This is a genomic window from Micromonospora sp. NPDC049679, assembly GCF_040659735.1.
GTDB lineage: Bacteria > Actinomycetota > Actinomycetes > Mycobacteriales > Micromonosporaceae > Micromonospora_I.
Map to the genome: position 1 here is coordinate 86454 of NZ_JBFANZ010000012.1, position 21570 is coordinate 108023.

21 protein-coding genes and 1 tRNA gene are annotated in these 21570 nt (G+C 69.7%); 5 read left to right on the forward strand and 17 right to left on the reverse strand.

What is annotated here, in order from left to right:
• Positions 1-51 precede the first annotated feature (51 nt).
• The 10 genes from polA to AB0J06_RS10705 all read right to left on the reverse strand — a co-directional run bounded on the left by polA (position 52) and on the right by AB0J06_RS10705 (position 11194).
• A complete protein-coding gene (gene polA / locus AB0J06_RS10660) occupies positions 52-2739 on the reverse strand; it encodes a DNA polymerase I (RefSeq protein WP_357426943.1) in 2688 nt (895 codons plus the stop codon).
• Between the two features lie 83 nt (positions 2740-2822).
• Complete coding sequence (locus AB0J06_RS10665; RefSeq protein ID WP_357426945.1) at positions 2823-3599, reverse strand: amino acid ABC transporter ATP-binding protein; 777 nt, start codon at positions 3597-3599, stop codon at positions 2823-2825.
• Entirely contained in the window at positions 3596-4570 is a 975-nt protein-coding gene (locus AB0J06_RS10670; protein WP_357426947.1) for an amino acid ABC transporter permease, read from the reverse strand. Before AB0J06_RS10670 ends, AB0J06_RS10665 begins: the two co-directional genes overlap by 4 nt.
• Before the next feature lie 10 nt (positions 4571-4580).
• On the reverse strand, positions 4581-5489 hold the full coding sequence (locus tag AB0J06_RS10675) for an ABC transporter substrate-binding protein (protein ID WP_357426949.1): 909 nt from the start codon (positions 5487-5489) through the stop codon (positions 4581-4583).
• A gap of 37 nt (positions 5490-5526) precedes the next feature.
• Positions 5527-6237 carry an ABC transporter ATP-binding protein gene (locus tag AB0J06_RS10680; protein ID WP_357426951.1) on the reverse strand — a complete coding sequence of 237 codons (711 nt, stop codon included), beginning with the start codon at positions 6235-6237 and terminating at the stop codon, positions 5527-5529.
• Positions 6227-7024 carry an ABC transporter ATP-binding protein gene (locus tag AB0J06_RS10685; RefSeq protein WP_357427057.1) on the reverse strand — a complete coding sequence of 266 codons (798 nt, stop codon included), beginning with the start codon at positions 7022-7024 and terminating at the stop codon, positions 6227-6229. The genes AB0J06_RS10680 and AB0J06_RS10685 overlap by 11 nt, the downstream gene beginning before the upstream one ends.
• 34 nt (positions 7025-7058) lie before the next feature.
• Positions 7059-8168, reverse strand: coding sequence for a branched-chain amino acid ABC transporter permease (locus tag AB0J06_RS10690; RefSeq protein ID WP_357426953.1), 1110 nt, complete (start codon positions 8166-8168; stop codon positions 7059-7061).
• Positions 8165-9115 carry a branched-chain amino acid ABC transporter permease gene (locus AB0J06_RS10695; RefSeq protein ID WP_357426955.1) on the reverse strand — a complete coding sequence of 317 codons (951 nt, stop codon included), beginning with the start codon at positions 9113-9115 and terminating at the stop codon, positions 8165-8167. The genes AB0J06_RS10690 and AB0J06_RS10695 overlap by 4 nt, the downstream gene beginning before the upstream one ends.
• Positions 9116-9217: 102 nt before the next feature.
• Complete coding sequence (locus AB0J06_RS10700; protein WP_357426957.1) at positions 9218-10378, reverse strand: branched-chain amino acid ABC transporter substrate-binding protein; 1161 nt, start codon at positions 10376-10378, stop codon at positions 9218-9220.
• A 198-nt stretch (positions 10379-10576) separates the two neighbouring features.
• Complete coding sequence (locus AB0J06_RS10705; protein WP_357426959.1) at positions 10577-11194, reverse strand: response regulator; 618 nt, start codon at positions 11192-11194, stop codon at positions 10577-10579.
• Between the two features lie 108 nt (positions 11195-11302).
• On the opposite strand from AB0J06_RS10705, the gene AB0J06_RS10710 reads away from it, so the two are divergent.
• The 4 genes from AB0J06_RS10710 (at position 11303) to AB0J06_RS10725 (ending at position 14373) form a co-directional block, all read left to right on the forward strand.
• Positions 11303-11375: transfer RNA gene (locus tag AB0J06_RS10710), tRNA-Leu, on the forward strand.
• A gap of 165 nt (positions 11376-11540) precedes the next feature.
• On the forward strand, positions 11541-11714 hold the full coding sequence (locus AB0J06_RS10715; RefSeq protein ID WP_357426961.1) for a hypothetical protein: 174 nt from the start codon (positions 11541-11543) through the stop codon (positions 11712-11714).
• 42 nt (positions 11715-11756) lie between these two features.
• The gene (locus tag AB0J06_RS10720; protein ID WP_357426963.1) at positions 11757-12767 is read left to right on the forward strand and encodes an LLM class flavin-dependent oxidoreductase; all 1011 of its coding nucleotides are present in this window, start codon (positions 11757-11759) and stop codon (positions 12765-12767) included.
• A 478-nt stretch (positions 12768-13245) separates the two neighbouring features.
• Positions 13246-14373, forward strand: coding sequence for a LacI family DNA-binding transcriptional regulator (locus AB0J06_RS10725; RefSeq protein WP_357426965.1), 1128 nt, complete (start codon positions 13246-13248; stop codon positions 14371-14373).
• A gap of 485 nt (positions 14374-14858) precedes the next feature.
• Here the strand turns inward: AB0J06_RS10725 and AB0J06_RS10730 are convergent, their stop codons facing one another.
• The 4 genes from AB0J06_RS10730 to pyk form a co-directional block, all read right to left on the reverse strand.
• Positions 14859-15773 (reverse strand): sulfite exporter TauE/SafE family protein, encoded by a 915-nt coding sequence (locus AB0J06_RS10730; RefSeq protein ID WP_357426968.1) that lies wholly within the window; start codon positions 15771-15773, stop codon positions 14859-14861.
• Positions 15774-15894: 121 nt separating this feature from the next.
• Complete coding sequence (locus tag AB0J06_RS10735; RefSeq protein WP_357426970.1) at positions 15895-16365, reverse strand: Rrf2 family transcriptional regulator; 471 nt, start codon at positions 16363-16365, stop codon at positions 15895-15897.
• 44 nt (positions 16366-16409) lie between these two features.
• Positions 16410-17291 carry an acyl-CoA thioesterase II gene (locus tag AB0J06_RS10740; RefSeq protein WP_357426972.1) on the reverse strand — a complete coding sequence of 294 codons (882 nt, stop codon included), beginning with the start codon at positions 17289-17291 and terminating at the stop codon, positions 16410-16412.
• Positions 17291-18742 (reverse strand): pyruvate kinase, encoded by a 1452-nt coding sequence (gene pyk, locus AB0J06_RS10745; protein ID WP_357426974.1) that lies wholly within the window; start codon positions 18740-18742, stop codon positions 17291-17293. The genes AB0J06_RS10740 and pyk overlap by 1 nt, the downstream gene beginning before the upstream one ends.
• A gap of 323 nt (positions 18743-19065) precedes the next feature.
• Between pyk and AB0J06_RS10750 the strand changes: the two genes are divergently transcribed.
• On the forward strand, positions 19066-19563 hold the full coding sequence (locus AB0J06_RS10750) for a hemerythrin domain-containing protein (RefSeq protein WP_357426976.1): 498 nt from the start codon (positions 19066-19068) through the stop codon (positions 19561-19563).
• Between the two features lie 42 nt (positions 19564-19605).
• On the opposite strand, the gene AB0J06_RS10755 is transcribed toward AB0J06_RS10750, so the two are convergent.
• The 3 genes from AB0J06_RS10755 to AB0J06_RS10765 form a co-directional block, all read right to left on the reverse strand.
• The gene (locus AB0J06_RS10755) at positions 19606-20400 is read right to left on the reverse strand and encodes an SGNH/GDSL hydrolase family protein (protein WP_357426978.1); all 795 of its coding nucleotides are present in this window, start codon (positions 20398-20400) and stop codon (positions 19606-19608) included.
• Positions 20401-20561: 161 nt separating this feature from the next.
• A complete protein-coding gene (locus AB0J06_RS10760; protein ID WP_357426980.1) occupies positions 20562-20750 on the reverse strand; it encodes a DUF397 domain-containing protein in 189 nt (62 codons plus the stop codon).
• Positions 20741-21538 (reverse strand): helix-turn-helix transcriptional regulator, encoded by a 798-nt coding sequence (locus tag AB0J06_RS10765; RefSeq protein WP_357426982.1) that lies wholly within the window; start codon positions 21536-21538, stop codon positions 20741-20743. The genes AB0J06_RS10760 and AB0J06_RS10765 overlap by 10 nt, the downstream gene beginning before the upstream one ends.
• Between the last annotated feature and the right edge of the window lie 32 nt (positions 21539-21570).

Below are 21570 nucleotides of genomic sequence, written 5' to 3' on the forward strand. Positions count from 1 at the left end.
CGGCGGGCGCATCGGCTACGGCCGGCGCGCCCGCCGCCATTGTGGCGTGGATCAGTGGTCGGCGCTGTTCCAGTCGCGGCCCAGTCCCACCGACACCTCCAGCGGCACCGAGAGCGGATAGGCGCCCCCCATCTCCCGACGCACCAACGCCTCCAACGCCTCGGTCTCGCCGGGCGCCACCTCGAAGATGAGTTCGTCGTGGACCTGGAGCAGCATCCGCGAGCGCAGGTCGGACGCGCGCAGCGCGGTGTCGACGTGCAGCATGGCGACCTTGATGATGTCGGCGGCCGAACCCTGGATAGGCGCGTTGAGCGCCATCCGCTCGGCCATCTCCCGCCGCTGCCGGTTGTCGCTGACCAGGTCCGGCAGGTAACGCCGACGACCGAGGATCGTCTGCGTGTAGCCGTCGCGGCGCGCCTGCTCGACGACCGCCTCCAGATAGTCGCGGATCCCGCCGAACCGACCGAAGTAGTCGCCCATCAGCCCGCGGGCCTCGTCGGCGGAGATGTTGAGCTGCTGGGAGAGGCCGAAGGCGCTCAGGCCGTAGGCCAGGCCGTAGTTCATCGCCTTGATCCGGCGACGCTGCTCCCCGGTGACCTCGTCCACCCCCACCCCGAAGACCGACGAGGCCGTGGTGGCGTGGAAGTCCGCGCCCGAGTTGAACGCCTCGATCAGCGCCTCGTCCTTGGACAGGTGCGCCATGATGCGCATCTCGATCTGGCTGTAGTCGGCGGTCAGCAGGCACTCGTAGCCCTCGCCCACCACGAACGCGCGCCGGATGCGACGCCCCTCCTCGGTGCGGATCGGGATGTTCTGCAGGTTGGGGTCGGTCGACGACAGCCGGCCGGTGGCCGCCACGGTCTGGTTGAACGTGGTGTGGATGCGCGCGTCGTCGGAGACCGACTTGAGTAGGCCGTCCACCGTGGACTTGAGCTTGGCGACATCGCGGTGCCGCAGCAGGTGTGCCAGGACCGGGTGCGGGTTCTGCGCGTAGAGCCACTGCAGGGCGTCGGCGTCCGTCGTGTAGCCCGTCTTGATCTTCTTGGTCTTGGGGAGCCCCAGCTCGGTGAAAAGGATCTCCTGCAACTGCTTGGGCGAGCCGAGGTTGAACTCCCGCCCCACCACCTCGTACGCCGACTGGGCCGCCGCCTTGACCTCGGCGGCGAAGTGCGCCTCCAACTCCGACAGGTAGTGCGTGTCCGCGGCGATGCCGACCCACTCCAGCCCGGCCAGCACGTCCACCAGCGGGAGCTCCACCTCGGCGAGCAGCCGTCCGGACTGCTCGCCGTCGCGGGACAGCTCCGCGTCGATCGCGTCGGCCAGGTCCAGGGTCGCCCGGGCCCGCAGCATCAGGTTCTGCTCGGCCTCGCCGTCGTCCCCCAGTCCGTCGAGGGTGAGCTGACCGCTCTCCGGCAGGTCCACCCGCAGCTCACGGTGGAGATAGCGCAGCGCCAGGTCGACGAGGTCGTAGGAGCGCTGGTCGGGACGCGCCAGGTAGGCCGCGAGCGCGGTGTCGCGGACCACCCCCCGCAGAGTCCAACCGTGCGCCGAGAACGCCAGCAGCGCCGGCTTGCTGTCGTGCAGCACCTTGGGGCGCTCGCGGTCGCCGAGCCATTGCGCCACCGCGACCTCGTCGGCGGCGTCCAGCCCGGCCGGGTCGAACGACGCGGCCGTCCCGTCGGCGGTCGCCAGCGCGATCCCGGTCAGCGATCCGGTGCCCCGGCCGAAAGCGCCGGCCACCGCGACCCCGACCGAAACGCCCGGGCGGGCGTGCGCGGCCAACCACGGCGCCACCGCGCCGGTGGCCAGGATCTCCCCGGACAGCTCGAAGCCGGCTTCGGCCTCGGGCTCCACCGACTCCAGGTACTGGTAGAGCCGGTCGCGCAGGATCCGGAACTGCAACGCGTCGAAGACCTGGTGGACGGCCTCACGGTCCCAGCCGGGCCAGTGCGCCTCCGCCGGCCGCACCGGCAGCTCGAGATCGGAGACGAGACAGTTGATCTCGAAGTTGCGGATCACGTCGGCCAGCCGCTCGCGCAGGCTGTCCCCCGCCTTGCCCTTGATCTCGTCGGCGTGCGCGATGACCCCGTCGAGGCCGCCGTACAGGTTGATCCACTTAGCGGCCGTCTTCGGTCCCACACCCGGCACGCCGGGCAGGTTGTCACTGGACTCCCCGACGAGCGCCGCCAGATGACGGTAGTGGTCGGGGCCGACACCGTATTTTTCGGTGATCGCGGCGGGGTCCATCCGCGCGAGGTCGGAGACGCCCTTGCGGGGGTAGAGCACGGTGACCCGGTCGCCGACCAACTGGAAGGCGTCGCGGTCGCCGCTGCAGATCAGCACCTCCATGCCGGCGTCGCGCCCCTGACAGGCGAGCGTCGCGATCACGTCGTCAGCCTCGTAACCCGGCATCTCCACCGCCGGGATCCGCAACGCCGTGAGGACCTCCTTCACCAGGCTGACCTGGCCGGCGAAGTCGGCCGGGCTCTCCGCGCGCCCCGCCTTGTATTCGGCGTAGCGCTCCGTGCGGAACGAGCGGCGGGAGACGTCGAAGGCGACCACGATGTGCGTGGGCCGCTCATCGCGGAGCACATTGATCAGCATCGAGGTGAAGCCGTAGACCGCGTTGGTCGGCTGCCCCGTCGAGGTGGAGAAGTTCTCCACCGGCAGGGCGAAGAACGCCCGGTAGGCCAGCGAGTGGCCGTCGAGAAGGAGCAGGCGGGGAACGTTGTCGGTCACGTCAGACGACTCTAGTCGGGGACTCCGACGAAACGACGCCGCGCCCCGCGCTCCGAGCGCGGGGCGCGGCGTCGACGCGTGAGCTAGAGCACCTTGCCGAGAAACGCCTTGGTGCGATCGTGCTGCGGATTCGCGATCACGTCCCGCGGCGCGCCGGCCTCGACCACCACGCCGTCGTCCATGAAGATCAACGAATCCCCGACCTCGCGGGCGAAGCCGATCTCGTGGGTGACCACGACCATCGTCATCCCCTCCTGCGCGAGGTCCTTCATCACGTCCAGGACCTCACCGACCAGCTCGGGGTCGAGCGCGCTGGTCGGCTCGTCGAAGAGCATCAGCTTCGGGCGCATCGCCAGCGCCCGGGCGATCGCCACCCGCTGCTGCTGCCCGCCGGAGAGCTGACCCGGATAGGTGCCGACCTTGTCACCCAGGCCGACCCGCGCCAGCAACGCGGTCGCCCGCTCGCGGACCTCGGCCTTCGACTCCCGCCGGACCCGCAGCGGCGCCTCCATGACATTTTCCAGCGCCGTCATGTGCGGAAAGAGGTTGAACCGCTGGAACACCATGCCGATCGACTGGCGTTGCGCGGCGACCTCCTTCTCGCGCAGCTCGTGCAGCTTGCCGCCGCGCTCGCGGTAGCCCACGAGGTCACCGTCGACCCAGATCCGGCCGCCGTTGATCTTCTCCAGGTGGTTGATGCAGCGCAGGAAGGTCGACTTGCCGGAGCCGGACGGGCCGATCACGCAGCAGACCTCGCCCGGCCGGACCGCCAGGTCGATCCCCTTGAGCACCTCGAGCGGGCCGAAGGACTTGTGCACGTTCTCCGCCCGGACCATCAGGTCCGCTGTCGATTCCGTCATGCCTCCCCCATCCGACCGCCGGTCTCCGCGGTGATATTGCGCAGCCGCATCCGGGCCCGCTGGCTCTGGCCGTAGCCCCGCGAGAAGTGCCGCTCCAGGAAGTACTGCCCGACGAGCAGGACGCTGGTGAGCAGGAGGTACCAGAGGCAGGCCGCGACATACATCGGGAAGGGCAGGAAGGTGCGGTTTCCGATCGCGTCGAGCTGGAAGAACAGCTCGATGGAGTACGGCACCGCCATCAACAGCGACGTGTCCTTGAGCATGGCGATGGTCTCGTTGCCGGTGGGTGGGATGATCACCCGCATCGCCTGCGGCAGCACGACCCGGCGCAGCGTCTGCCCCCGGCTCATGCCCAGTGCCGTCGCCGCCTCGCCCTGCCCCTCGTCGACCGACTGGATGCCGGCCCGCACGATCTCGGCCATGTACGCCGCTTCGGAGAGCGCGAGCCCGAGAAGCCCCGCCATGAAGCCGGTCAGCAGGTCACGGGAGGTGAACCCGAAGGCCCGGAGTTCCAGGTTGTCGATGCCGAACAGCTTGCCGATCTGGGTGTCGAACGGCACCCCGAACTCGATACGGCTCCACAGGATGCCCAGGTTGCCGAAGACCGCCAGCAGCACCAACCGGGGCACCGCCCGGAAGAACCAGGTGAACAGCCACGCCACCACGCGCAGGATCGGGTTGGTGGACAACCGCATGACCGCGACAATGACGCCCAGGATCACCCCGAGGGTCATCGCAGTGACCGTCATCAGGATGGTGCCCTGGACCAGCCCCTGGATAACCGGCGGCCGGAACATGTTGTCGACCATGAACGACCATTGGAAGGCGTCGTTCGTGAGCAGTACGTGCACGAACATCGCGGCCAGTACGGCCAGCACGGCGACCGCGGCCCATCGGCCGGGATGCCGCACGGGCACGGCCTTGATGGGTTCAGGCCGTGCCCGCTCGGGTGTCACTTGCGTCATCGTCATGACAGTGAAATCAGGGGTTGATCGCCGGATCGGTGATCGCGCCGCCCTGAACCTTCCATTTCTCGAGGATCGTCTTGTAGGAGCCGTCGGAGATCAGGGCCTTCACCGCGTCGCGGACGGCCTCGGCGAACGCCGTCTGGTCCTTGCCGACCACGTACCCGTACGGCGCGGCCTCGTAGGGGTCGCCCAGCAGGTCCAGCTGCCCGTTGGACTGCGTCACCGCGTAGACCCCGACCGGGTAGTCGGCGAGCATCGCGTCGTCCTTACCGGACACGACCGCGGTGGTCGCCTGGTCCTGGCCCGCGTACTGGTCGATCGTGATCGCCGGCTTGCCGGCATCGGTGCACGCCTTGGACCGCTTGGTGATGTCCTCGACCTGCACGGTGTCCTTCTGGACGGCGATCTTCTTGCCGCACGCGTTGTCGATCGCGACGCCGGCGGCGTTGCCCTTCTTGGTCGCCCACTGGGTGCCGACCTGGAAGTAGCTCACCATCTGCGCCGTCGCCTTGCGCTCCGGGTTGACCGTGAACGACGAGACACCGATCTCGTACTTTCCGCTGCCGACACCCGGGATGATGTCGCCGAAGGTCGACGGCACGAACTCCGCCTGCAGCCCGAGCTTGCCGGCGACGGCCTTGAACAGGTCGACGTCGAAGCCGATGACGGTCTTGCCGTCGGTGTCCATGAACTCGGCCGGGGCGTAGGTGGCGTCCGTGCCCACCAGGATCTTGCCGTCCGACTTGATGGCGTCCGGCACCTTGGCGGCGAGGGCCGCGTCGACGGACGTCGCGACACTGGGTCCGCCGCCCGGCTGGCTCGTGCTCTCCTTCTCACCGCACGCGGTGAGCGAGAAGGCGAGCGCGGCGGCGCCGGCGAGACCCACCGCGGCACGGCGGCCGCGGCTATTTGTGATGAACATTCATTTCCTCCACGAGTTGCCAAACGTACCCGACGACCTACGCGACGCCCAGGTACGCCTCTTTCACGGCCGGGTCGTGCAGCAGTTCCTGGCCGCTGCCGCTCTTCACGATCCGCCCTGTTTCCAGGACGTACGCGCGGTGCGCCCGGGAGAGCGCCTGCTGGGCGTTCTGCTCGACGAGCAGCACGGTCGTGCCCTGCTGGTTGATCTCCGTGATGATGGAGAAGATCTGCTGGATCAGCATCGGCGCGAGCCCCATGGAGGGCTCGTCGAGCAGCAGCAGCTTCGGCCGGCTCATCAGCGCGCGACCGACGGCGAGCATCTGCTGTTCGCCACCCGACAGCGTGCCGCCCGCCTGCTTGCGCCGCTCGGCCAGCCGCGGGAAGAGCTCCAGCACCCGGTCGAGGTCGGCCGCGATGCCGGCCCGGTCCCGCCGCGTGTAGGCCCCCATGTCGAGGTTCTCCAGCACGGTCATGCCGGGGAAGATCCCCCGCCCCTCGGGCGCCTGGCAGAGCCCGCGCCGCACCCGCAGGTCGGCGCGGAGCTTCGAGATGTCCTCTCCCTCGAAGCGGATGCTCCCCCCGGCGATCGGCCGGATCCCGGAGATCGCCCGCATGGTGGTGGACTTACCGGCGCCGTTCGCGCCGATCAGGGCCACCACCTCGCCCTCGTTGACCGTCAGGCTGATGCCGTGCAGCGCCTGGATCCGCCCGTAGAGCAGGCTGACGTTCTCGATCTCAAGCAGCATCGTCCGGCACTCCCAGGTAGGCCGCGATCACCTTCGGGTCCTCCCGCACCTCGGCGGGGAGCCCTTCGGCGATCTTCTTTCCGAACTCCAGCACCACGATCCGGTCCGTCACGCCCATCACCAGCCGCATGTCGTGCTCGATGAGCAGCACGGTCACGCCCCGGTCCCGGATCTGCCGGATGAGCTGGAGCAACTCCTCCTTCTCCGCCGGGTTGAATCCGGCGGCCGGCTCGTCCAGGCAGAGCAGCACGGGATCGGTGGCGAGCGCCCGGGCGATCTCCAGGCGCCGCTGCTCGCCGTACGACAGGTTGCGCGCGGTCTCGTGCATCCGGTGGGCGATGCCGACGAACTCCAGCAACTGCCGCGCCTTCTCCAGCCCTTCGCGCTCCTCGCGCCAGTGCCGCGGCAGCCGCAGCAGCGCGGAGATCACGCTGGTCTTGTGATGCGCGTCCGCGCCGACCTGCACGTTCTCCAGGGCGGTCATCTCGGGGAAGAGCCGGATGTTCTGGAACGTCCGGGCCATCCCCATCTTGGTGATGTGGTGGCGCTTCTTGCCGGCCAGCCGCTCGCCGCGGAACCGGATCTCGCCCTCGGTGGGCTGGTAGATGCCGGTCATCGCGTTGAAGCAGGTGGTCTTCCCCGCGCCGTTGGGACCGATCAGCCCGAGGATCTCTCCCTTGTAGAGGGTGAAGTCCACGTTGTTCAGCGCCACGACGCCGCCGAAGCGCAGCGTCACGTTGTCGACCTCGAGCAGGGGCTCGCGCCCGCTCTCGGCCGCGGCCGCCACGCTCTCGCTCTGCGGGGCGTCGGTCTGCACGGTGTCACTCACCGACGGTCACCTCCTTGCGGCGATCCTTGAACTCCGCCGCGCGTCGTCGGTTCGGGATCAGCCCCTGCGGCCGGAAGATCATCATAATGATCAGGACGAGGCCGAAGAACAGGAACCGGTACTCGTAGAGTTCGATCCCGAGAAGCTCGATGTCGCGGAACCGCTCGATCAGGTAATAGGCGAGGCCGCCACCGACGATCGCGCCGACGAGGTTGCCGGACCCACCCAGGATCACCGCCGCCAGAATGATGATCGAGTTTTCCAGGGCGAAGGGTTGCGAGTTGACGAAGTTCTGCTTTCCGGCGTAGAGCGCGCCGGCCAGACCAGCGATCGCCGCGCCCGAGGCGAACGCCCAGAGCTTGAACTTGAAGGTCGGCACGCCCATCAGCTGGGCCGCGTCCTCGTCCTCGCGGATCGACACCCAGGCCCGACCGACCCGGCTGTGGGTCAGGTTCCGCACGCCGATCACCACCAGGATGATGATGGTGAGGACCAGCCAGTAGTAGGGACGGGCGTCCAGCACGCCGAAGACCGGCTTGCCGTCGGCGTACGTGCCGGGCGGATGCGGAATCTGGTTGAGGCCGCGCTGTCCCTTCAGGAACTCGGAACTGGTCGCCGCGATCCGGATCATCTCCGCGAAGCCCAGGGTCACGATCGCCAGGTAGTCACCACGCAGTCGCAGCGTGGGGGCCCCCAGCGTCACCCCGGAGATCATCGTGGCGGCAATGGCGAACGGCACCACGAGCAGCCACGGCCAGAGCGTCTTGATGTCACTACTCGGCGAGGTCAGCACGGCGACCGTGTAGGCGCCGACCGCGTAGAACCCGAAATACCCCAGGTCGAGCAGGCCGGCGAAGCCGACCACGATGTTGAGCCCGACCGCCAGCAGCACGTAGATGGAGACCATGAACAGCACCTGGCCGAAGTTGGAACCCGTCGTCGGGATCGGCCCCAGATACTGGTAGAACTCCCTGTTCGGCAGGGCGTAGAAAAACGCGATCACCGCCGCCAGGACGGCCCAGCGCACCCAGCGCGGCGACCCGCGCCACCGCTCGCCGGCGGCCTCACGCCCCGCGCGCATCTTGTCCACGATGGCCGTCATGCCCGCGCCCTCCCCAGAGACTCGCCGAGCAGACCGGTCGGCCGGAACATCAGCAGCACGACCAGGACCGCGAAGGCGGTGAACTCCCGCCAAGCGCTCCCGAAGAGCGAGGAGGCGTAGTTCTCGGTCAGCCCCAGCAACAGACCGCCGAGGAGCGCGCCGCGCAGGTTGCCGATGCCGCCCAGTACGGCCGCGGTGAAGGCCTTGAGCCCGAGCAGGAAGCCGGCGCTGGAGGCGAGCACCCCGATCCGGACGTTGTAGAGCATGCCGGCAACCCCGGCCATCAAACCGCCGACGATGAACACGATCATGATGATGCGGTCCTTGTTGACCCCCATCAGCGCCGCCGTGTTGGGGTCCTGGGCCACCGCCCGGACGCCCCGGCCCAGCCGGCTGCGGTTGATGAAGACGTCCAGGCCGATCATCATCACCAGCGCGGCGCCGACGGTCAGCACCTGCACCGGGTAGATCGGCACGCCGGCGATGCTGAAGAGTTCCTTATTGCTCACCAGTTCCGGCACGCCCTGCGGCAGCCGGCGGGTGTGGATGCCGAACGCCTCGGCGATGACGAACGAGGCGCCGATGGCGGTGATCAGGAAGGCCAGCGGCGGCGCGTTGCGCTTACGCAGCGGCCGGTAGGCGACCCGCTCGACGACCGTCGCGGTCGCGGCCGAGGCCAGTGCCGCGGCGAGCATCGCGACCAGCAGATAGAGAACGATCGTACCGAACCCGCTGACTGTCGAGTTCTGGTCGAGGCCGAACGCGCTCCACGTCCACAGCGCGGCGAACGCACCGGCGATGAAGACCTCGGAGTGGGCGAAGTTGATGAGTCTCAGCACGCCGTAGACCAGCGTGTAACCCAGCGCGACGAGGGCGTAGATCGCGCCCTGCGTCAGGCCGTTCGTGGTGAGTTCTCCGAAGTTGGAGAACAATCCGTTGAAGTCCAAGGAGGGTGCTCCATCAGGCTTGGAAAAGACAATCGGGTGCGGCCGGGAGTGCTCCCGGCCGCACCCGCGATCAGAGCATGACTGCGGCAGAAAGCCGGTCAGTTACTCCTTCGGAATCTCCTGGTCCGGCACGACCTGGCCGCCCTTGACCTTGAACGCCCAGACCTTGACCTCCGCCGGGTCCAGCTCGCCGGTCTCGGTGAACTTGTACTTCGCCGCGACCCCCTCGCCGGTGTACGACTTCACGTAGTCCAGCATCGCGGAACGGGTGTTCTTCCCCGCCTTGATACCGCTGAGCAGGATGTTCGCCGCGTCGTAGGCGGTGTCGCTGTAGGTGCCCGGGTCGGTGCCGTGCAGCGCCTTGTAGTCCGCGGCGAACGTGCCGCGGGCCTCGGCGGCCGGCGCGCACGGACAGGTCAGGATCGTGCCCTCGGCGGCCGCCTGGCCGGCCGACTTGATGTAGGAGGGGTCGTTGGTGCCGTCGCCGGCGACCAGAACGGCGGTCACGCCGGCAGCGGTGAGCTGCTTGCGGATGATGCCGGCCTCCTGGTAGTAGCCACCGTAGAAGATGGCCGTGGCACCGGAGGCCTTCACCTTGGTGACCGTCGCGGAGAACTCGGTCTGCTTGCCCTCGCCCTGGACCTTGTCCGTGCCGACGACCGCCGGGCCGAGCACCTTCTTGACCTCGTCGGCGAGACCGGCGCCGTAGGCGGACTGGTCGTCGATGACGAAGACCTTCTCAGCCTTCATCACGTTCTTGATGTACCGGCCGGCCGCCGGGCCCTGGCTCAGGTCGTTGCCGACCGCGCGGAAGAAGGTCTTCCACTTCTGGTTGGCGAGGCTCGGCCGCGTCGCGGACGCGGTGATGTGCACCAGACCGGCCTCGGAGAAGAGCGGGTTGGCGGCTTCCGACTCACCGGAGTAGGCCGGCCCGACGATGCCGAGGATCTTCTCGTCGTCGATCGCCTTCTGCGCCAACTGCGGCGCCTGGTCCGGGCTGCCCTGCGAGTCCAGGGGCACCAGTTCGACCTTGCAGTCCGCGTTCTCCTTGTTGTACTTGTCGACCGCGAGCTTCACGCCGTTGTTCTCGTTGATGCCGAGCGCCGCCGAGCTACCGGTCAGCGCCCCAAAGAAAGCGATCTTGCTGCCACAAGATTCGCCACCAGCCGTATCGTTGCCGCCCCCGCTGTTGCAGGCGGCGACTCCGGTGACGAGCGCCAGAACGGCGACGCCCCCGAGCACGCGTGCGAGCTTCTGCCTCAAGGCTCGAACCCCTCCTCGTCCAGTGCCCCGTGCCACCCACCGCCGATTGGCTCTTGCGGGTGTGACGAAGCTGACCATCAACCGGTCTTGGGCCGGGACGTTATCCCACCAGCGAGGTTGGCCGTAAGGTCTAGGCGTCGGCGTTGGCTAAACCGTTACGTAGTGTGCCCGTATCGACGTGATCCTTGTAATACGCATCTACTGTTGTGGCTGGCCAGAGCCGCTCGGCGTCTCCGTCAAGATCCGTTCGGCTACTTCGCGCATGGTCATGCGGTGATCCATCGCCATCCGCTGGATCCACTTGAACGCCTGCGGCTCCGTCATGCCGTAACTGGTCATCAACGCGCCCTTGGCCCGCTCCACCGCCTTGCGGGTCTCCAGACGGTCACTCAACCCGGCGACCTCGGACTCGAGCGTGGCGATCTCCGCGTAGCGGGAAAGCGCGATCTCGATCGCCGGGACCAGGTCGCTCTTCTGGAAGGGCTTCACCAGGTACGCCATCGCGCCCGCCGCCCGCGCCCGCTCAACCAGGTCACGCTGGCTGAACGCGGTCAGAATGATGACCGGGGCGATACGCGCGGCGGCGATCCGCTCGGCGGCCGCGAGCCCGTCCATGATCGGCATCTTGATGTCGAGGATGACCAGGTCCGGCTTCACCTCCTCGGCGAGGCGTACGGCGGTCTCACCGTCGCCCGCCTCCCCCACGACGTCGTAGCCCTCCTCGACGAGCATCTCCGCGAGATCGAGGCGGATGAGCGCCTCGTCCTCCGCGATCAGCACCCGCCTGCGCTCGGCACCCGCCTGCGTCTCGGCCACGAACCCCTACCCCCAACAACATGTGTCCCCGACACCACCGCACCGGGTGTCGCCACCCATAGCGTAGTGGGTAGGCTTATGGAGGCCATCGCACAGACCGGCCGGAAAGTCCCCGTACTCCAACGGCAGAGAGACGGAGCTCAAACCTCCGACAGTGTGGGTTCAAATCCCACCGGGGGCACCGAAGAAGCATCGAACACGCGTTCGACTATAAGCATCTGGATCGAGCACCGCCGAGCACTGGCCGTGCCTGTTCCCACAGCCCGGCCCCGGAAAGAAGCACGAGCGACCGATTGTCCTGACCGACTGGCAACGGGAGTTTGTCACCACCCATCCCGGGCATTCTGTGCAAGGGTTCATCCATTCCGACGGCTGCCGGATCGCCAACCGCATCGTCAAGCGCGACAAGGTCTACGTCTGTCCGCGCTACCTGTTCACCAACGAGTCCCGCGACATCATGGGGCTCTGTCAGTACGCCGCCGTCGCCGCGCTCGACCGGCATGTCGGGGCGAAACCGTGATGACCTGGAACAAACACCGTCCGAACCGGGTTGGAGGAACGTGTGATCGACGTACCCCTCTCTGTTCTTGACCTCGCACCCGTCGCCGCCGGCACCAGCGCCGGCGACGCCCTGCGCCACACCACCGAACTGGCCCGCCGCACCGAGCAGTTGGGCTACCACCGCTTCTGGGTGGCCGAGCACCACAACATGCCGGCCATCGCGAGCTCCGCGCCGGCGGTCCTGCTCGCGCACCTCGCCGCCGCGACCTCGACGATCCGGGTCGGATCCGGTGGGGTGATGCTGCCCAACCACGCGCCGCTCGTGGTCGCCGAACAGTTCGGCACGCTGGAGGCGTTGCATCCCGGCCGCATCGACTTGGGCATCGGGCGGGCGCCCGGCACCGACCAGGGCACCGCGCTCGCGCTGCGGCGGACGATGGAAGGGCTGTCGGCGGAGGGTTTCCCGCAGGAGCTGGGAGACCTGATCGGCTACTTCGCCGGTGACCCGCGGCAGCGCATCATCGCGACGCCGGGACGCGGCGACATGCCGACGATCTGGCTGCTCGGTTCGAGCGGCTTCAGCGCGCAGCTCGCCGGGATGCTCGGGTTGCCGTTCTCGTTCGCGCACCACTTCAGCGCGCAGAACACGCTGCCGGCGTTGGCGCTCTACCGCGAGCACTTCCGGCCGTCACAGTGGCTCGATCGGCCGTACGCGATGGTGGCGGTGAACGCGATCTGCGCGGAGACCGACGAGCGCGCGGAGTGGCTGGCCGGGCCGAGCGCGCTGTCGTTCCTGCGCCTGCGGGCGGGGCGGCCGGAGCCGTTGGCGACGCCGGACGAGGCCGCCGCCTACCCGTACACGGACGTCGAGCGGGAGTTCGTGCTCGACCGCCGGGAGGGGCAGGCGACCGGGTCGCCGGAGACCGTCGAGCGGCAGCTGTCCGAGCTGCTGGAACGCACCAAGGCGGACGAGCTGATGCTGACCGCGATGGTCTACGACATCGACGACCGGGTCCGGTCGTTCGAGCTGATCGCCGAGAAGGTGGCGGGCGGTCTCACCCGCCGCGGATGAGTCGACGCTGAGCAGGGCGCCCCTTCCCGTACGGAAGGGGCGCTTCGGTTTACGAGATGGCGAAGCGCCTGCCGGGGCGCGGCCGGTGCGACGCCGCCCGGCGGACGGCAGGGATCAGACGGGGCGGGCGGTGATGGGAGGAGCGGCTCCCCTGCGCGAGTCCGGCGATAGCAGCGACCGGCCGGCATCCAGGAGCGTCCACTTCCGAGCGCATACGCCCCGCGGCTTTGCGGGTCGCCGATCGCGCTCCGCTCCGGCGGTGCGACGACGGACACGACCGGGCGCGGGATGCCCGGCAAGGCACCCGATGCGACCACGGCAGCACCATCCGTGTCCGGTCTGCGGCGCCGCAGGCGCTACCGTGGGCTGTCTGACGTTCGTCGATGGGATGGCCCCCGTCACCAGGGGCCGGGCGACCGTGGTGACGGACGCGGCGGGGCCGGCCACGACCGGCCCGGGCTGAGGATGGAGGCGCCCAGTGTCCGACGCATCGTCCGCGCGCACCACGGGGGAACCGACCGGACAGCCGGGCGCCCACCCACAACCGCCCCGCCAACCCGCCAAGCGCGCCGACATGGTCACCATCGCCGACGTGGCCCGGCACGCCGGAGTGGCGGTGAGCACGGTGTCCTATGTGCTCAGCGGTAAGCGGGCGATCTCCGCCATCACACGGCAACGGGTGCTGGCCAGCATCCGCACCCTGGGTTACCACCCGAACGCGGGGGCACGAGCGCTCGCGAGCAAGCGCGCGAACGTGATCGCACTGGTGCTCCCGCTGCGCTCGGCCATGCACCTGCCCGTACTCATGCAGTTCGCGACCGCGGTGGTGACCACCGCCCGGCAGTTCGATCACGACGTGCTGCTGGTGACGGCGGACGAGGGGCCGGCGGGGCTGCGCCGCATCGCGGCCAGCGCGATGGTCGACGGCGTCGTCGTGATGGACGTGGAGATGCGCGACCCACGGGTGCCGTTGCTGCGCACGCTGGAGCGGCCGAGCGTACTGATCGGCTTTCCCGCCGACGCGGCCGGCTTGACCTGCGTCGACCTGGACTTCTACCGGGCCGGTCAAGCCTGCGTCGAGCATCTCGCCGCGCTCGGCCACCGCCACATCGCGCTGCTCGGCGCGCCGCCCGTGGTTTACGAGCGGAACACCGGCTTCGCGCACCGCACGCGCGCCGGGGTGACCGAGACCGCCTTGCGGCACGGCGTCGCGGCGGTGACGCAGCCGTGCGAGGAGCACGTGGACGCCGTGCGGCACGAGCTCGCAGGACTGCTGCATCGGCATCCGGAGCTGACCGGCCTGGTGGTGCACAACGAGGCGGCGGTCGGTCACGTGCTGACGGCGCTGCCGGCCCTGGGGCGCGCCGTGCCGCGCGACGTGTCGGTAGTGGCGATCTGCCCCGACGAGGTCGCGGAGCGCACCACGCCGGCGCTGTCGTCGGTGCTGATCCCGGCGGAGGAGGTGGGGCGTCAGGCCGTTTCGATGCTCATGCGCAAGCTGGCGGGCGAGGCGGTGCCCCCCGCGACCCTGCTCCAACCCCGGCTGACGGTTCGGGCCAGCACCCGCCTACGCCTGCCCGGACAGCGCCAGCCGCAGGCGGGGTGAGCGGGCCGTCGTTGCCGCTGCCGCCACCCGACGTAACCACCCGCTGCGGACCGGCGCGCTGCGCGGACCGGGCCGACGACGGTGTCGCCGCAGGTCACAGTGTTTCGTTTCGCCGATTCAGGCAACAGAGGACGGTAGGCGGGGGCGGTTGCCGTCAGCGACCGGCGGACCGACGGTTAGCCGGCCGCGGTTCCGGGAGCTTCGGCGCCGGAGCCGGAGAACGCCGCGGCGGTCCGTGATGCGAGCTCCGGACCGTCGTGGCCCATCGCGCCGTCCCCGCTCCCTGCTGTGCCACGTCGCCACGTCGCCACGTCGCCGCGCCACGCCCCCCGGCCGGTCCCCCATGACGCCCGCCGATCAAGGACTTCCCCGTCGATCAAGGGCGTATTCACACCATTAGAGATCATTCCGTGCGCATCTGCCCTTGATCGACCGTAGAGAGGGGTGGGGCGGGGTGGGGTGGGTGGGGCGGGGTGGGTGGGCGATCAGACGGGGAGGGGCTCGTGGGTCGGCTCGGCGGCGGTGGCCGCGGCCGCCGCCTCGCGGCGGGTGCGGAGCAGGGCACGGACAGCGAGTGTGGTCGCGAGGATCCAGCCGGCCACGATCGTCACGTAGACCACGGGGCGGGCGCCGGGGGCCACGTCGAAGGCGCGCATCAGGGTGCGCGCGTTGGTCAGCACGATCATGCCGCCGACCACGGCGCCGAGCAGTTGGGCGGGGACGATGCGGACCAGCCAGGCCGCGATCGGCGCGGCGATGAGGCCGCCGATCAGCAACGCCGCGACGGTCGGCAGGACGAAACCCTGCGTGCCGAGCCCGATCAGGAAACCCAGGCTGGCCGCGCCGGCGACGAGAACCTCGGAGGTGTCCACCGAGCCGATCACCTTGCGTGGCTCCATCCTGCCCGAAACGAGCAGTGACGGGGTGGCGACGGGTCCCCAGCCGCCCCCACCGGTGGCGTCGACGAAGCCCGCGACCAGGCCGAGCGGGGCCAGGAAACGGGCGCGCAGCGGCCGACGGGACCGGGACTGCCGGAGCGGCCGGGAGAAGCGCACGAGCAGGTAGGTGCCGAGGGCGAGCAGGATTCCCGCCATCCAGGGCGCCGCGGCTTCCGTGGAGATGGAGCTGAGGAAGGTGGCGCCGGCGAAGGCGCCGACCGCACCGGGGACGGCCATCCGGGTGACGACCCGCCAGTCGACGTTGCCGAACCGCCAGTGCGCCACCCCGGACGCGAGCGTGGTGCCGATTTCGGCGAGGTGCACGGAGGCCGAGGCGGAGGCCGGTGCGACGCCGGCGAGCAGCAGCAGGGTCGAGGACGTGACTCCGTATGCCATGCCGAGTGCGCCGTCGACCAGTTGCGCGGCGAGCCCCACCAGCGCCAGGACCAGCAGCTTGCGCACGGCCCACCCCCCTTAGCCATCTTTCCTATCGACTTAGTGGAGAATGCCGCAGGGAGGGATCCCCGTCAAGCCCTTGTCCGGCTGATGAGAGCGGCGAATCAGAGCGCCCGACGGGGGCTGCTCAGCTCCAGGCGCTGGGGTCGGCGACCAGATCGCGCACCCGGTCGGGCAGCTTGCCCGTGGCCACGTCGGCGACGGTGACCAGTTCCAGAATCTCCCGTTCGCTGGCCCGCAGGGCGATCCAGACCTCCTGCAGCGCGCTCGCCGCCCCGCGGTAGCCGAGGTCCTCCGGGCGATGCCCGCGTACGTGGGCCAGGGGTCCGTCGATGATCCGGATCACCTGGGCGAGCGAGATCTCCGCGGCCGGACGCGCCAGCCAGTAGCCGCCTTCGGGGCCACGCTGGGCGTGCACGATGCCACCCCGCCGCAGCTGCAGCAGGATGCTCTCCAGGAACTTCGGTGGGATCTCCTGCGCCCGCGCGATCTGCTCCGCGGTGACAGGGGTGCGGGGGCGGTCGGCAGAGGCGTCCGCGGCCGCGGCCAGTTCGGCGACGGCCCGTAGCGCGTAATCGACCCGGGCGGAGAGACGCATACCCGCAAGGCTATCGGGGACGGGTCGGTGACGGCGAAAGCGCCCTATTCGCCGACCCGGCGCAGCAGTCCCTCCTGGACCACGGTGGCGATGTTGCGTCCGTCGACGGTGAACATGCGGCCGGTGGCGAGGCCGCGGGCGCCGGAGGCGGACGGGCTCCAGCAGTCGTAGAGGAACCACTCGTCGGCGCGGAACGGCCGGTGGAACCAGAGCGCGTGATCGAGGCTCGCGCCGACCACACCGCCGGGACCCCAGACCTCGCCGTGCACCGAGAGGACCGAGTCGAGCAGGGTCAGATCCGAGGCGTACGTCAGGGCGCAGGCATGCAGCAGCGGGTCGTCGGGGAGTTTGCCGTCGATGCGCATCCAGACCCGCTGGTAGGGATCGGCCGGCCGGTCACCGGGGCGGACCCAGCCGGGCTCGCCGACATAGCGCACGTCCATGGGGCGCGGAATGATCGACCAGATGCCGAGCCGCTCGGGATAGCGCGAAAGCCGGTCGGCCATCGTCGGCACCTCGTCGGGCCCCGGCACGTCCGGCGGCTGCGGCGCCTGATGTTCGAGCCCCTCCTCGAGCCGCTGGAACGAGGCGGACATGAAGAAGATCGGCTTGCCGTGCTGCAGGGCGACGGACCGGCGTACCGAGAAGGAGCGCCCGTCCCGGACGTTCTCCACCTGGTATTCGATCGGCTCGACGGGGTCGCCCGGACGCACGAAGTAGCCGTGCAGCGAGTGGACCAGGCGCTCGGGGTCGACGGTGCGGCCGGCGGCGACCAGGGCCTGGCCGGCGACCTGCCCACCGTAGACCCGTTGCGGTCCGACCGGCGGGCTCATCCCCCGGAACGTCGCCGCGTCGAGCTTTTCCAGGTCGAGCACGTCGAGCAGCTGGTCGACGGCGGCCTGCCCGACGATCGGCGCGTCGCCCATCACTGGATCGCCCGCACCGCGGCCGCCGCGTCGACCAGCGAACCGAGCTGGTGCACGCGCAGGGTGTTGGTGGAGCCGGGGGTGCCGGGCGGGCTGCCCGCGACGATCACCACGTAGTCGCCGGGGTTGGCCCGGCCGAGACCGAGCAGGGCCTGGTCGACCTGGCGGAACATCTCATCGGTGTGCTGCACGAACGGCATCAGGAACGTCTCGACACCCCAGGACAGGGCCAGCTGGCACCGGACCTCCGACACCGGGGTGAACGCGAGCAGCGGCAGTTCGCAGTGCAGCCGCGAGAGGCGCCGCACGGTGTCGCCGGTCTGCGAGAAGGCGACCAACGCCTTGGCGCCGATGTTGCGGGCGATCTGCGAGGCCGCGACGGTCAGCGCGCCTCCGTGGGTGCGCGGGTCGTGCTGCAGCCGGGGCACGCCGATCGAGCCGGATTCCGTGGTCGTGATGATCTTCGCCATCGTGCTGACCGTGAGGACCGGGAACTTTCCGACGCTCGTCTCGCCCGAGAGCATCACCGCGTCGGCGCCGTCGAGCACCGCGTTGGCGACGTCCGAGGCCTCGGCGCGGGTGGGTCGCGAGTTTTCGATCATCGAGTCGAGCATCTGGGTCGCCACGATGACCGGCTTCGCGCTCTCCCGCGAAAGCTGCACCGCGCGCTTCTGCACCAGCGGCACCTGGTCGAGCGGGAGTTCGACGCCGAGGTCGCCGCGGGCGACCATGATGCCGTCGAAGGCGTCCACGATCGCTTCGAGGTGGGTCACCGCCTCCGGCTTCTCCACCTTGGCCAGGACCGGCCGGCGTACGCCCACCTCGTCCATGATCGAGTGCACGAGCTTGATGTCCTCGGGCGAGCGCACGAAGGAGAGCGCGACCAGGTCGACGCCGAGCCGCAACGCGAAGCGCAGGTCCTCGCCGTCCTTGTCCGACATGGCCGGCACACTCACCGCGACGTTGGGCAGCGAGACGCCCTTGTTGTTGGAGACCGGGCCGCCCTCGATCACCAGACAGCGGATGTCGCTGCCGTTGACCGCGCTGACCTCCACCGCGACCTTGCCGTCGTCGATGAGCAGCCGGTCGCCCGGCTTCACCTCCTGCGGCAGCTTCGCGTAGGTGCAGGAGACCCGGTCACGGGTGCCGACGATGTCGTCGCTGGTGATCACGACGGAGTCACCGGTGCGCCACTCGTGCGGCCCGTCGGCGAAGCGGCCGAGCCGGATCTTCGGACCCTGCAGGTCGGCCAGGACCGCCACGGCCCGCCCGGAAACCTCGGCGGCCTGACGTACGAGCCGGTAGACCTGCTCGTGGTCGCCGTGCGTGCCGTGGCTGAAGTTGAGTCGGGCCACGTCCATGCCCGCCTCGACCAAGCCTCGGATTCGCTCGGGCGATGAGGTGGCGGGGCCAAGTGTGCAGACGATTTTCGCGCGGCGTGTCACGCCCATCAGGCTAGTCTCTCCCCTGGGTCGGCCCCCCGGCCGACCCCCCGTCGGATATCCGAACAGTTACCCAACGTCGCGTGATTTCTGCCTGACGCGGCGCGCGGCGGCGATCCGCAAACGGTGGCGGCGGGCATCGACGACCGCGCCGACAGCTTACCGACCCACCGACGGGGCGGACAGGCAGCGTCGACCGGCGTGGCGCGCCCGAAACGCCATCGCCCGCGGCACCGACCGCCGGTTCCGCCGACGATCCGGCGTGCCGCACGCTCCGGACGGGGAAAGATGACTCTCGCTGCACGGGAGACGCCCCAGCAAACGGAGTGAGCATGCGCGACGTGACGGACCTGATCCTCGACGACCACACGGAGATGCGCCGGCAGTTCGCCGACCTCGACGACGCGGCGACGCCCGAGCAGCAGCGCAACATCTGGGCGAGCCTCTCGGTTCTGCTGGACCTGCACGCGGCCACCGAGGAGGCGGTGTTCTATCCGCACCTGCTGCGGCACGGCAAGGAGGCGACCGAGGAGACCGACGACGCGATCCGGGACCACAATTCGATCCGTGACGCCGTACAGGCGGCGGCGCGCGCCGAGGTCGGCAGCGACGAGTGGTGGCGGGCGGTGCGCAAGGCCCGGGAGGAGAACGACGAACACATGGCCGAGGAGGAGCACGACGCGCTCCCGGACTTCCGTCGCAACGCCCCTGATGACCTGCGTCAGGAACTCGGCACCCGCTTCCTGGCCTACAAGGCGGATCACCCGGGCGGGCAGGGCGCGGACACCGGCGACAAGGACCCCGAGCGCTACATCGCGGACAACACGTAGCGGGACGGCGCCGGCAGGCGCCGTCCCGCGTGTGCTCCAGCGTCAGAGACCCGCGGAGTTGAGTGCGGCGAGGTAGCCGTACCGGTAGCCGTTGGCGTTGGGGTGGTAGGCGCTGGAGTTCAGGGTCAGGCCGTTGAGCCACGGGCTGGACGCGCAGACCCCGTGCCCGGCGAAGGCGGAGCGGACGTCGACGTACGTCGCGCCCGCCGCGCCGGCCCGGCCCGCGATCACGGCGGCGAGGTGGTCGGCGCCCTGGTTGATCACCGTGCGCTTGTAGAGGCTCATGCCGAACAGCCCGCAGCTCGAGCTGAGCTCGAAGATCCGCGGATAGCCGAGCACGATCAGCCGGGCGTTGGGGGCGCGGCCGCGGATCGCGGCGTACGTCTGGTCCAGCCGCGCCGGCAGCTGATTGGTCGCGAAGGTCTTGCCGTTGTTGACCGCGGTGGCGCAGGCGGAGTCGCTGCCCAACTGGCAGGTGGTCAGCACGCTGGCGAAGCCGGCGTCGTTGCCGCCGATCGTGATGGTGACCCGGTTGACGGTCGCGTCGAGGCCGGAGAGCTGGTTGTTACGGACGTCCGCGGTCACCGCGCCACTGCAGGCGGCGAAGCGGAAGCTGGTGACGCCGTTGGCCGCGGCCCAGAGCGGCCCGTACGCCTTCTGGCTGCGCTCGCAGCCGGAGGAGTCGTACGGCGGGGCTCCGGTCCCGGAGGAGTAGGAGTCGCCGAGCGCGGCGTAGGTCAGGGCGGGGGCGGCCTGAGCCGGGGCGGCGACGAAGACGGCGGTGAAGGCGAGGGTCAGCGCCAGAACGGCGCGGACCAGCGGCGGACGGAGTCGCATGGACGTACCTCCACGAGGGCTGGGTGGTGCCTCGTGGCCGCGCGCGTGGCCGGTAAGTAACAGTTGTTACTTGGCGGTAATGATATCGAAACATATCGTTGTCGGGAAGACACGAACGAGGGACATGTCCGCGACATGTCCCTCGTTCAGGGGAGCCAGGTTCAGGAGCGCTTGACGCTGCGCACAAATGCCCGCCACGACGTCGGGTCGAAGGTCAGCGCGGGCCCGGTCCGGTCCTTGCTGTCCCGCACGCCGACCACGCCGGGCAGGTTGTCGGCGACCTCGACGCAGTTGCCGCCGTTTCCGCTGCTCCGGGAACTCTTGAGCCACAGGGCGCCGCTCAGGTCCATGTCCGCGTCGCCTCCGTGATCAGGTCCATCGTCTGCCCGTGGGACAGCGCCTCCGCCCGCACAGACTCCCACGTCTGTCGAACCGACAACACGTCCGCCGCCCGGTCCACGACCTGACCCTGGAGCTGGTTGTCCAGATAGGCGACGTCGTCACCGTCGGGTGGGGTCGCGACCACGAAGGCTCCGTTGAGGCCGGCGTAGGCGCCGACGCCGGCAGGGACGACGTGCAGGTGCACGCGGCACCGCCGGCCCACCTCGGCCAGGTGGCGGAGCTGGTCGGCCATCACGGCCGGCCCGCCCACCGGGCGGCGCAGCACGTATTCGTCCAGCACGACGACGAGCTGCGGCGGATGGTCTCGGGTCAGCACGGCCTGCCGCTCCATCCGGGCGGCCACCTGCGGCTCGATCTCGTCCTCGGTGAACCGGCTCGCGCCGTCGAGCAACGCCCGCGCGTAGCCCTCCGTCTGCAGCAGACCCGGCACTACCAACGGCTCATACGACCGCAGCGTGGTCGCCTCGCGCTCGATCGCCAGCCACTCCCGGAACCAGGGCAGGACGGTGTCGCTGAGCGTGTCGTGGATGCGGGAGAGCAGGCCGCCGGTGTCCAGGGCCGCGTCGCAGCGCTGGGCGAAGTCACGACCGGGCCGCCGCTCGGAGAGCTCGATCTTCGCCACCAGGGACGCCGAATAGTTGATCTGGTGGCTCAGCGCGTCCTGCGACATCCCCGCCGCCGCCCGGGCGCGACGCAACTCGTCGGCGAAGAGGTGCAACGTCGTTGGCTGACCCACGGACAACTCCCTACGCCGAGCGGCGCACGCCA

What these genes read in the sequence shown, in the direction of transcription:
- AB0J06_RS10675 (WP_357426949.1), bottom strand. Translation starts at nt 5,489, where the DNA reads ATGTTCATCACAAATAGCCGCGGCCGCCGTGCCGCGGTGGGTCTCGCC.
- AB0J06_RS10755 (WP_357426978.1), bottom strand. Translation starts at nt 20,400, where the DNA reads ATGCGACTCCGTCCGCCGCTGGTCCGCGCCGTTCTGGCGCTGACCCTC.
- AB0J06_RS10750 (WP_357426976.1), top strand. Translation starts at nt 19,066, where the DNA reads ATGCGCGACGTGACGGACCTGATCCTCGACGACCACACGGAGATGCGC.
- AB0J06_RS10665 (WP_357426945.1), bottom strand. Translation starts at nt 3,599, where the DNA reads ATGACGGAATCGACAGCGGACCTGATGGTCCGGGCGGAGAACGTGCAC.
- AB0J06_RS10735 (WP_357426970.1), bottom strand. Translation starts at nt 16,365, where the DNA reads ATGCGTCTCTCCGCCCGGGTCGATTACGCGCTACGGGCCGTCGCCGAA.
- AB0J06_RS10760 (WP_357426980.1), bottom strand. Translation starts at nt 20,750, where the DNA reads ATGGACCTGAGCGGCGCCCTGTGGCTCAAGAGTTCCCGGAGCAGCGGA.
- AB0J06_RS10670 (WP_357426947.1), bottom strand. Translation starts at nt 4,570, where the DNA reads ATGACGATGACGCAAGTGACACCCGAGCGGGCACGGCCTGAACCCATC.
- AB0J06_RS10690 (WP_357426953.1), bottom strand. Translation starts at nt 8,168, where the DNA reads ATGACGGCCATCGTGGACAAGATGCGCGCGGGGCGTGAGGCCGCCGGC.
- AB0J06_RS10680 (WP_357426951.1), bottom strand. Translation starts at nt 6,237, where the DNA reads ATGCTGCTTGAGATCGAGAACGTCAGCCTGCTCTACGGGCGGATCCAG.
- pyk (WP_357426974.1), bottom strand. Translation starts at nt 18,742, where the DNA reads ATGGGCGTGACACGCCGCGCGAAAATCGTCTGCACACTTGGCCCCGCC.
- AB0J06_RS10740 (WP_357426972.1), bottom strand. Translation starts at nt 17,291, where the DNA reads ATGGGCGACGCGCCGATCGTCGGGCAGGCCGCCGTCGACCAGCTGCTC.